Source organism: Candidatus Synechococcus spongiarum (assembly GCF_900047545.1).
Taxonomy (GTDB): domain Bacteria; phylum Cyanobacteriota; class Cyanobacteriia; order PCC-6307; family Cyanobiaceae; genus Synechococcus_B; species Synechococcus_B spongiarum_C.
Genome location: NZ_FITM01000067.1, coordinates 1 through 9,974, shown reverse-complemented (window position 1 = coordinate 9,974; position 9,974 = coordinate 1). Strand labels below are relative to the sequence as shown.

The window sequence follows — 9,974 nt, the reverse complement described above, 5'->3', positions numbered from 1 at the left end:
CAGGGGCTGCAACGCCGAGGGGCCACGGTGGTTGGCATCAGCCGGAGCCCGGCCCCCCAGGACGGTGGTCCCGGCGAGCGCTGGCTGGTGTGGAACGGGCAGATTGACGCTGCCCTGGAAGCCCTGCTTCTGGACGTGGACATCCTGGTGATTAACCACGGCGTCAATCCCCTGGGGCGCCGTGACGCCACAGCTATTGCCGAAACCTTGCAGGCCAATCTCTTGAGTGCCCAGGCCTTGATTGACCTGTTCCTCCGCCAAACCCGTCAACTCCCACGCCAGCGGCGGGTCCACCGTGAACTCTGGGTCAACACCTCCGAGGCGGAGGTGGGGCCTGCCTTCAGCCCCGTCTATGAAGTGAGCAAGCGCAGTCTGGGAAACCTGCTCACCCTCCAGAGCCTGGATGCACCCTGCCCCGTGCGGCGCCTGGTGTTGGGACCGTTCCGCAGTAGCTTGAACCCCTATGGTCTCATGTCCGCCGATTTTGTGGCGGAGCGGATTCTGAACTTGGCGGCCCGGGATCTGCGGCTCATCATTGTGAGCTTCAATCCCTGCACCTACCTCCTGGCTCCCCTGGCCAGCTTGATGGGTACTCTCTATGGACGGCTCTGCACCGGCCCGGCAGCCGTGGTCAATCCCGATCCGTGAGAATGTCGCAGCCGTCCCGGGTGACCAGCACCGTGTGCTCCCACTGGGCGGAGAGGGAGTGATCCACCGTTACCACGGTCCAGCCGTCCCCCAAGGTGCGACAGATCTTGCCGCCTGCATTCAGAATGGGCTCCACCGCCAGGGTCATGCCCGGGCGCAAGCGCACGTTGGGCAACTGGCTGGTGCGGTAGTTGAAGACGGAGGGCTCCTCGTGAAGGTTGCGGCCAATGCCATGGCCTGTGTAGTCCTCCACCACGGCATAGCCATGGGCCTCCACGTGATCCTGTACGGCCCCGGCAATATCCAGCAGCGTGTTGCCGGCCCGCACCTGGGCCAGACCGCACATCAGGGCTTCCTGGGCCACGCGGCTCAGTCGCTGGGCGGCATCACTGGTGGAACCTACCGCAATGGTGACGCAGCTATCCCCGTGGAAGCCTTCAAAACACGCCCCGGCATCCACCTTCAGCAGGTCCCCGTCCCGAATCACCCGCTTACGGCTGGGAATGCCGTGGACCACTTCGTTGTTGATGCTGGCGCAGATGGAGGCGGGAAAGCCCTGGTAACCCTTGAAACTGGGCACGGCGCCCATGTCCCGAATGCGTCGTTCCGCATGGGCATCCAACGCGGCGGTGGTCTGCCCCGGCTCCGCCAGCGCCATGATTTCTTTCAAGACCGTGGCCACGATCCGGCTGGCTTGTCGCATCTTGGCCAGTTCCCGGGCTGATTTGGTCTCAATGCCCCGCCTGCTCTGGCGAATGCGTGGTCCGCCGGTTCCTGCGCTTTTGATGAGGAGGTCAGCAAAGAGTTTGTTCACGATGGGGCCGGGGCCTGTCCTCCTAACCTAGGGCAAATGCACGGGCACGGGAGTCTGCCGCAATCATGAAAGGATTGGGTTGGCAGCAGATTGTTGGTCTGATGCGGCGTTGGCACCGCCGGCTTGGACCGCTGCTGCTGCTCCCTCTGCTCAACAGCGCCTTGACGGGTGTGACCTATCGCCTGGGCAAGGACTGGCTGGGTCTGGAGCGGGACCAGGTCCACTGGCTGATGGTGCTCCATGAGGGGGAGTGGCTGGGAACTCCCGGTAAAAGCCTGTACGTGCTCTCGTTAGCGGTGGGGGTGTTGTGGCTGCTGGCCACCGGGAGCGTCTTGGCCTGGAACCACTTTGGAGTCAGGGTGACGGGGACAAAAAGGAAGTCGATCGGCTAAGGTTCATAACCGTTCATTGAGAAGCCGAGGTGACATGAGCGCACCGCCCCCCATCAGTCCCGATGCCCTGGATGAGCCGTCAGTAGAGACGGAGAGCAGTGCTGCCCCTGCCGAGCCGGCCCAGCCTGTCCTGAAGGGTGGGGCCCTGATTGAGGCATTTGAGCGTCAACAACTCAAATCTGCCGGTGACCTGCCGGACATTTTCGTTGGCGACACCGTGAGAGTGGGGGTAAAGATCAGCGAGGGGGGCAAGGAACGGGTTCAGCCCTACGAGGGTGTGGTGATCGCCAAGCGCCACAGCGGTCTCCACGAAACCATCACGGTGCGCCGCATTTTTCAAGGCATTGGCGTTGAACGGGTCTTCATGCTCCACTCACCCCAGACGGCCTCCGTGAAGGTGCGGCGCCGGGGCAAGGTGCGGCGCGCCAAGCTGTTTTACCTGCGCAACCGTGTGGGCAAGGCCACCCGCGTCAAGCAGCGGTTTGACCGAGACATTTAAGCTGGGTGGGAGGCATCGGATGGTGCGCCGTTAGTTCAGTTGGTAGAACGCAGGTCTCCAAAACCTGATGTCGGGGGTTCGATTCCTCCACGGCGCGTCTGATGCCTCTCCCTTCCCGTCCTTGAGGTTCATTTTTAAGTAGAATTTTTCCATGGATCTTCAGCCTGGTGATTTGGTCAAAGTGCTTGAATCCGCAGCCATGGGCTGGGTTCGGGCCCGCGTGATTCGTGTGAAATCCGGCGGTCGTGTGGTGGTGCAAAGCGACCAGGGTCGCGAGTTCACGGCACGGGGCAACCAGGTGCGCTTAATCGAGCCCGCGGGCTTCCGCCCCTGAATTCATGCCATCTCCCCTTCTGATCCTGGCGGCTAGCCACAACCGCAATGTTCAGTTGGCCGAGCAGGTCCTGGCGGCCAGCCAAAAAGCGGGTTTACCCGCAACCATCCTTGATCTCACCGCCCTTGAGTTAAATCTCTACACGTCCCGTGCAGAAGCCCAAGGGCCGGGGGCGGGTTTCCAGCAGCTTCACCAGGCCCTGGCGGCGGCCGGTGGGCTGTGGATCTGTGCCCCGGAGTACAATGGAGGCATTCCCCCCAGCCTCACCAGCGCCATTGCCTGGCTGTCCCGCACTGCGGAAGACTTCCGCGACCTGTTCAACGGCAAGCCCGTTGCTCTGGCCACCCATTCCGGTGGCGGTGGCCAGAAAATCCTCTCCGCCATGCGCATCCAACTGAGCCACCTGGGTTGCATGGTGCTGGGCCGTGAGCTGCTCAGCCACAGCCAGAAACCGGCCAACCCGGACACCATCGCCGCCATGGTCGCCCAAATGCAACGCTTGATGGGCTGAGTTGGGTATTGTGTCTTCCGATTCAGGATGTTAAGCTGAGAAGCCCCTTCTGGGACCGTAGTTCAACCGGTTAGAGCACCGCCCTGTCACGGCGGAAGTTGCGGGTTCGAATCCCGTCGGTCCCGTTGCTTAAAATGGGTGGTTCCATCCATCCCACGACCACCCAAGTGTCTGTTCGCGTTCGCATTGCGCCCAGCCCCACGGGAAACCTCCACCTGGGTACCGCCCGGACAGCGGTATTCAACTGGCTGTTTGCCCGACGCCACAGCGGCCGGTTTCTGCTTCGCATTGAGGACACGGACCGGGAGCGTTCCCGACAGGCCTTCACGGACAGCATTCTGGCGGGCCTGCGTTGGCTGGGGCTGGACTGGGATGAAGAGATCGTGTTCCAGAGTCAGCGCAGCAGAGAGCATCAGGAGGCCATTGCCGCCCTCCTAGCCAGTGGTCGGGCCTATCGGTGCTATGCCACAGAGGCGGAGTTGAACGCCATGCGGGAGGCTCAACAGGCGGCCCGGCAGGCGCCCCGCTACGACAATCGCCACCGCCACCTGTCCCCCCGGCAGGTGGCCGCGTTCCAGAAAGAGGGGCGCCATGCCGTGGTGCGTTTCCGCATTGAGGACACCCAGGAAATTCTCTGGCAGGACATGGTGCGTGGTCCCATGCGCTGGCAGGGGGCCGACCTAGGAGGTGACATGGTCATTGCCCGCCGTGCCCCTGCCGACCGGATTGGGGAACCCCTCTACAACCTGGCTGTGGTGGTGGACGACATGGCCATGGGCATCACCCACGTGATCCGGGGAGAGGACCACATCGCCAACACAGCCAAGCAGATCCTCCTCTACAATGCCATCGGTGCTCCTCAGCCCTTCTTCGCCCACACCCCCCTCATCCTCAACAAGGAGGGTCGCAAGCTCTCCAAGCGGGACGGGGTCACCTCCATTGCTGATTTTCAGGCCCTGGGCTACACTGCTGCCGCCCTCAGCAACTACATGTGCCTCCTGGGCTGGTCCCCACCAGTTGAGCTGGGAGAGCGCTTTGGCCTGGGGGATGCTGCCGCCCTGTTCGGGTTTGACAGGGTCAACAAAGCCGGGGCCCGCTTTGACTGGGACAAGCTCAACTGGCTGAACGGCCAGGTGCTCCATGACATGGACGGGGCCGCGCTGCGGGATGCCCTGTTGCCCCGCTGGCAACAGGCCGGGCTCGACACCAGCCAGCCTCGGGCCTGGCAGGAACGGTTGTCGGTCCTGCTGGGGCCGTCCCTGGTGGTGCTGGAAGACGGGGTGGAACAGGCCCGCCCGTTTCTCGGTACGCCGGAACTGGATGATGCCAGCCGTGCCCAGTTGCAGGTTGAGGGTTGTCAAGCCGCCCTAGTTTACGTCCTCCAGCACCAACCACAGACGTTTGAGCTGTCGGCAGCAAAGGCCCTGCTCACGGCAGCGGCCCGGGCGGCAGGAGTCAGGAAGGGGGTGGTGATGAAGGGAGTTCGGGCGGCTCTTTTGGGATGCCTGCAAGGTCCGGATTTGCTGCTCTCCTGGGAACTGCTCCACGGGATGGGGGAGGATGGTCCACGGTTGCGGGCTGCTCTTGGGTGAGGTGCAGCCAGCGGGCCAGCAACGGCGCTACGAGGCCGTTGAGCGTCACCGTCACCAGGATGGTGAGAAACACCAGCCCCTGCACCCGGCTCGCCCCCAGAATGCCCGCCTCCTCCAACCGCAAGGCAAACAGGCTGGCGGTGGAGGCGCTGACAATGCCCCGCGGCGCCATCCAGCCCAGGAAGATCTTCTGACGCCAGGAGAGGCCGGAGCCAATGCTACCCAGCATCACGGCCAGTGGACGCACCACCAGCATTAGGCTCAACACACAGGTCGCGCCACGCCAGCCCAGGGGGCTGAGGTCGCTCCAGGTCACGTCCGCGGCCAGGAGGGGGAACAGGAGGGTGACGGCCAACTGGGCCAGTTGACCGAGTTGGGTCTCCAGGTCCCCCAACCGGGATTCCACAATGCAGCCCACCACAAAGCCCGCCACGGCTGCGGCCGGTAGTCCTGCCGCCGGGCCGATCAACTGCTCACAGCCCACGGAAAGCAGCATCAAGGTGCCAAGACAAAGCTGTGATCGCACGGAATCCATGGGCTCGTCCGGGAGTTGGAGCAGCAGGAGAGACAGCAATCCACCTGCCAGAGCCCCCAGGAGGGAACCTAGGCCGAGGCGGCTCAGCAGATCCACCGCCAGCAGCCCGTAGCTGGTGGTGAACGGCTCCAGAATCCACTGCAAAACCACCAGGGCCCCCACAGCGGCGATGGGCTCCACCAACAGTCCCTCCCCTTCCAGGAGTTTTGCCAGGGGAGGCTGCAGGCCCATCTGGCGCACCAACGGGGCGATCACCGTGGGTCCCGTGGCGGAAACAACAGCGGAAAACAGAGCGGCCAGCTCCCAACTCAACTGGGCCCAGTAGTGGGCCATCAGCAGCCCCCCCGCCAAGGTCGCCGGCAGGCCAAAGATCACCAGCTTGCGCAGGCGGCGTCCCAGAATGGAGTCCGGCACCCGCAATCCCAGGCCCCCCTCGAACAGCACTAGGGCCACCAGCAACTCCACGGCTGTTTCCAGTCCGGAGCCCAGGTCAAGGGGTTCAATCAGGCCCAGGCCTTGGCGGCCCGTCAGCAATCCACCAGCCAGCAGCAATACGACGGCCGGGATGGCCAGGAGCCGTGACGCCAGCCGGGCCATGGCCCCCACGGCAACAGCCACTGCCCACAGCAAAGCCAACTGTTCGGACGCACCCAATGGAGGAGCAATGAGAGCGGCCACCATGAAGCGAGCTGGCTTTTTGGTTCATTGTGGGTTGGGTTATGGCTTTTGCCAGTAGCCCAGCCACTCTTCTCCACAACGGTCCGCCACGGAGCGCTGGGCCTGCCGGAGGGAAGCCCAGCGGGGCGGGGGAAGATGGTCGCCCAGGCACTGCTGCAGGTATGCTGGTGCAGGTGATGGATGTAATTCCCAACCCTTGCGTTTCTCTCCCAACTCAAGCATGCGTTGGCGGACTCTGTGGTTTCCATGGATCGGGCTAGCGCTCACCACGGTGCTGCTTCTGAAGCTGTTGGCCATTGTGGTGGGCAGTCCCCAGGGTGAAGATTCCGGGATGCTCCTGAGCACCTTGGCGTTCACTGTCCACGACCATGGACCCATGGCCCTGTTGGGCTTGCTGGTTGCCGCCATGGGGCTCCAGGCCAACACCGGATCCTTGCCGAGCAAAGCCATGACAACGGCCCAGCGGCTGACGTGGCAACTCACCGCAGCGTTGGCCGTCCTGTTGGCCGCTCTGTTTCTGGGCAGCACGATTCTGGGGGAGGTGGAGTTGCAGCAATCGTTTGCCCAGCAGCAGGCTGCCATAGAGCAAGAAGTTGTGCAGTTGCAGGAGGAATTGGAGCGGATCCAATCCCCTACGTTCCTGGATGCCCTGGCTGAGCCAGGGCGTCTGGAGGACTTGCAAGCCGGCCTTCCCGATCTTGCCCCGGATGCCGACGCCGAGGAGGCCGTGGCTGCCCTGGAGCAGGTTGTTCTCCAGGACTTGAACGAACTGCAGCACGTGCAGGAGAGCCATGCCCAACAAGAGACGCGGGAAGTCTGGGGGGCACGGTTGTTCAGCCAGTTGCCCGAGACGGTGCTGGGGGTGGGCGCCGCCGTCGTTGCCGGTGTTGCCTTATCAGGTTTGGCGGGTGCAGAAAACAAAAAAACGCCGACCAAAGACAACCAATCAACGGATTAGACTTTACTTTCCTCCATGCCGACTTAAGACCCGAAAGGATGATGCCGGAGTCCAGGAAAGACATAGGCCCAGGTCCCCTCGCCCGCTTGCGCAACGACCTCAAGAACGACCTGTTGACGGGCCTGGCGGTGGTGATCCCTCTGGCCACAACGCTGTGGTTGTCCACCATTGTGGCGCGGCTGGCGGTGGAGTTCCTGACCTCCGTTCCCAAGCAGTTCAATCCCCTGCAAACCCAGAACCCCTTGCTGCTGAGCTTCATCAACTTGATGGTGGGGTTGCTGGTGCCGCTGCTGGCCATCCTGCTCATTGGCCTGATGGCCCGCATCGCCGTGGTGCGGCCCCTGGTGGCGTTTGGAGAAGACACCCTCATTCGGATCCCCCTCGCTGGAACGGTCTACAAGACCCTCAAGCAGCTTTTGGAGACCCTGCTGGGGGACAACTCCAATCGGTTTCGGCGGGTGGTGCTGGTGGAGTACCCCAGGCAAGGCACCTTTGCCATGGCCTTTGTGACGGGTCCGGTGGGTCAGTCTCTACAGCCCCTCTTCCCCGAACCCATGATCAACATCTTCATCCCCACGTCCCCCAATCCCACCACCGGCTGGTACGCACTGGTGGCCGAGAAGGACGTGAAGACTCTGGATATCCCCGTGGACATGGCCTTCCGGACCATCATCTCCGCCGGTATTCTCAGTCCCGACCAGAAGCCCTCCGCCTCTCCCGAGGACAAGGACCCCCAGGGGCAGCCCGTGATCTCCTATTCCCCCTCAGGCGGGGCCTGACGTCATGGCCCAATCAAGCCGTTCCCTGGCTCGGGAGTTGGCCCTTCTCATCCTGGGGCAGATCAGCGACAAGACAACTGCCCCTGCAACTGACCATGCGTTGACGCTGGAAGACCTGCTGCTTGCCGCCCTTGCCGCCCTCCATGGCCACATGCGAGACGCTTTGGAGCGCTCCGCCCAGGATCTGCACAGGTCACAGCAACATGCTTTGGAGAGTGAACTGGGGTCCCGTGAGTTGGCCAAAGCACGGGACAACCTGCGGATGGGGTTGGAAAAGGCGGAGCAGGTGATCAACCGACTCTCTGCCGTGCTGGATCTGCCGCGGTTGCTGCTGGCGGCTGAACAGGAGCAAGTGCGAAGCCATTGCCTGAGGCTGGCTGCAGCCGTGAGGGAGCACCGCACTACGTTGGATCAGCAGTTGGACGACGTGATGGAAGGCTGGCGTCTGGCCCGGCTTCCCCAGGTGGACCGCAACATTCTGCGGTTGGCTGCTGCGGAGTTGATGGTGTTGGATACCCCCGTGGCGGTGGTGTGCAACGAGGCCGTTGCCCTTGCCAGCACCTACAGCGATACGGAAGGACGGCGGCGCATCAACGGCATCCTGCGCCGCTTCACGGCAGCGCAGTTGTCCCCCGCCGGAGCCTGAGGCCAATGGTGTTTGACTGGTTTAGACGCCGTCAGGTGAAGAAGCCTGCCGAGGAGGCCCAGTCTCCGGAGGTGGAGTCTTCGGAGGTCAAGCCTCAAGATGTGGAGTCTCCAGAGGCTGCGCCGGCCGGTCCGGTGTCTGAGCAGACCCAACCCACGCCTGGACCCGCGGAGGTTGTCGCTCCACAAGCCGGGGTTGCGCCCGTGGCATCAGCACAGGACACCCTGGATTGGGCCAAGGCAGCCTACAGGCGCCTGAAGGCTGAACAGACAGCCAAGGCTGCTGCTGCGCAACGGGCCACGGCAGCGCCACCTGCCACACCGGTGGCTGAAGCGCTGTCCTCGCCACCATCCTCTACCCCGGAAGGCAAGGCAACATCCCCTGAGCAGACCCCCACCCCACCCCCGGCAGCAGGTATGGGTCTGCTGGCCAGGGCAGCCGCTGAACGAGAGCAACGGCAAATGGCGCTTGACGCACAGGCCATCGCTGCAGAGCCTCCTCGGCAGAACGATGGCGTGGAGACGGCGCCCGAGCCCGGTTTGGGCAGCTTTGACGAGGAGTTCACCTGGTCGGCCGAGGTGCTGGCTGCCCAGGGTCGGCAGGTGGAGGAGGTGTCCCTGGAGGAAATCCACTGGCTGGGACGCCTGCGGCAGGGCATGGAGAAAACCCGTCGCGGCTTGGTCACGCAACTGCTGAACAGCCTGGGAGACGACCCCCTCACCCCTGAGATCGTGGACGACCTGGAGGCGGTGTTGCTCCAGGCCGACGTGGGCGTCGAGGCCACCGATGCCGTGCTGGAAGCCCTGCGCCGCCGCGTCAACGAGGAGGTGGTGCCCCCCGATGAAGGTCTCCGCCTGCTGAAAGATCAACTGCGGCAGCAGCTTGAGCGGCCCATTCGCGCCACGGGTTGCGACCTGTTGGCTCCGCAGCGGGAGCGGCTCAACGTTTGGCTGCTGGTGGGGGTCAACGGCGTGGGCAAGACCACCACCTTGGGCAAGCTGGCCAACCTGGCGGTGCGCAGTGGCTATCGCTGCATGGTGGCGGCGGCAGACACGTTCCGCGCCGCGGCGGTGGAACAGGTGAGCATCTGGGCGGAGCGCAGCCAGGTGGAGGTGATCGCCAATCCTTCCGCCAACGCTGACCCGGCTGCCGTGGTGTTTGACGCCATTGGCGCGGCCCAGGCCAAGCAGGTGGAGTTGTTGCTGGTGGATACTGCGGGCCGCCTGCAGACCAAACACAACTTGATGGAGGAGTTGGCCAAGATTCGCACCATCATTGACCGCAAAGCTCCCGACGCGGTGGTGGAGTCCCTGCTGGTGCTGGATGCCAGCCAGGGGCAAAACGGCTTGCGTCAGGCCTTGGCCTTCGCCCAGGCTGCCCAGCTTACGGGCGTGGTGATGACCAAGCTGGACGGCAGTGCCAAAGGGGGCGTGGCTCTGGCCGTGGCCAGTGAGGCCAATCTCCCCATCCGCTTTATCGGCGCCGGAGAAGGTCTCCGTGATCTGCGCCCCTTCAACGGATTCGAGTTCGTTGAGGCCCTGATGGCCAGCCCCCGCTGAGCAGCAACAGGACCAGCCCATAGGGGGGG

10 protein-coding genes, 2 tRNA genes and 2 pseudogenes are annotated in these 9,974 nt (G+C 63.7%); 12 read left to right on the top strand and 2 right to left on the bottom strand.

The genetic code is table 11. The annotated features are described in order from the left end of the window. Positions 1-648, top strand: a pseudogene (locus FLM9_RS08095) (bifunctional sterol desaturase/short chain dehydrogenase); the annotation flags it as partial. Here the strand turns inward: FLM9_RS08095 and map are convergent. Beyond that, complete coding sequence (gene map / locus FLM9_RS02570; RefSeq protein WP_074457116.1) at positions 632-1,462, bottom strand: type I methionyl aminopeptidase; 831 nt, start codon at positions 1,460-1,462, stop codon at positions 632-634. The pseudogene FLM9_RS08095 and the gene map overlap by 17 nt on opposite strands. 65 nt (positions 1,463-1,527) lie before the next feature. Between map and FLM9_RS02565 the strand changes: the two genes are divergently transcribed. From FLM9_RS02565 to gltX, 7 genes are all read left to right on the top strand, one after another. Further along, on the top strand, positions 1,528-1,854 hold the full coding sequence (locus tag FLM9_RS02565; protein ID WP_074457115.1) for a hypothetical protein: 327 nt from the start codon (positions 1,528-1,530) through the stop codon (positions 1,852-1,854). 34 nt (positions 1,855-1,888) lie between these two features. Then, positions 1,889-2,353, top strand: a complete 465-nt coding sequence (rplS, locus tag FLM9_RS02560; protein WP_074457114.1) for a 50S ribosomal protein L19 — start codon at positions 1,889-1,891, stop codon at positions 2,351-2,353. Positions 2,354-2,377: 24 nt separating this feature from the next. Next, positions 2,378-2,450, top strand: a tRNA-Trp gene (locus FLM9_RS02555). Between the two features lie 54 nt (positions 2,451-2,504). Next, positions 2,505-2,687 carry a hypothetical protein gene (locus FLM9_RS02550; protein WP_025782279.1) on the top strand — a complete coding sequence of 61 codons (183 nt, stop codon included), beginning with the start codon at positions 2,505-2,507 and terminating at the stop codon, positions 2,685-2,687. A gap of 4 nt (positions 2,688-2,691) precedes the next feature. Next, the gene (locus FLM9_RS02545) at positions 2,692-3,198 is read left to right on the top strand and encodes an NADPH-dependent FMN reductase (protein ID WP_074457113.1); all 507 of its coding nucleotides are present in this window, start codon (positions 2,692-2,694) and stop codon (positions 3,196-3,198) included. A gap of 51 nt (positions 3,199-3,249) precedes the next feature. After that, positions 3,250-3,323 (top strand) — tRNA-Asp (locus FLM9_RS02540). A gap of 9 nt (positions 3,324-3,332) precedes the next feature. Next, entirely contained in the window at positions 3,333-4,790 is a 1,458-nt protein-coding gene (gltX, locus tag FLM9_RS02535; RefSeq protein ID WP_074457112.1) for a glutamate--tRNA ligase, read from the top strand. Positions 4,791-4,812: 22 nt separating this feature from the next. Here the strand turns inward: gltX and FLM9_RS02530 are convergent. Continuing rightward, a pseudogene (locus FLM9_RS02530) lies at positions 4,813-5,922 on the bottom strand (cation:proton antiporter domain-containing protein); the annotation flags it as partial. 301 nt (positions 5,923-6,223) lie between these two features. Between FLM9_RS02530 and FLM9_RS02520 the strand changes: the two are divergent. From FLM9_RS02520 to ftsY, 4 genes are read left to right on the top strand one after another with little or no spacing between them, the layout of a single operon-like run. Continuing rightward, positions 6,224-6,961 (top strand): hypothetical protein, encoded by a 738-nt coding sequence (locus FLM9_RS02520; protein WP_074457109.1) that lies wholly within the window; start codon positions 6,224-6,226, stop codon positions 6,959-6,961. A gap of 41 nt (positions 6,962-7,002) precedes the next feature. Then, positions 7,003-7,740 (top strand): DUF502 domain-containing protein, encoded by a 738-nt coding sequence (locus FLM9_RS02515; protein ID WP_438801324.1) that lies wholly within the window; start codon positions 7,003-7,005, stop codon positions 7,738-7,740. Between the two features lie 4 nt (positions 7,741-7,744). Beyond that, entirely contained in the window at positions 7,745-8,386 is a 642-nt protein-coding gene (gene nusB, locus FLM9_RS02510; RefSeq protein ID WP_074457107.1) for a transcription antitermination factor NusB, read from the top strand. Between the two features lie 5 nt (positions 8,387-8,391). Continuing rightward, positions 8,392-9,945 carry a signal recognition particle-docking protein FtsY gene (gene ftsY, locus FLM9_RS02505; RefSeq protein ID WP_074457106.1) on the top strand — a complete coding sequence of 518 codons (1,554 nt, stop codon included), beginning with the start codon at positions 8,392-8,394 and terminating at the stop codon, positions 9,943-9,945. Positions 9,946-9,974 lie beyond the last annotated feature (29 nt).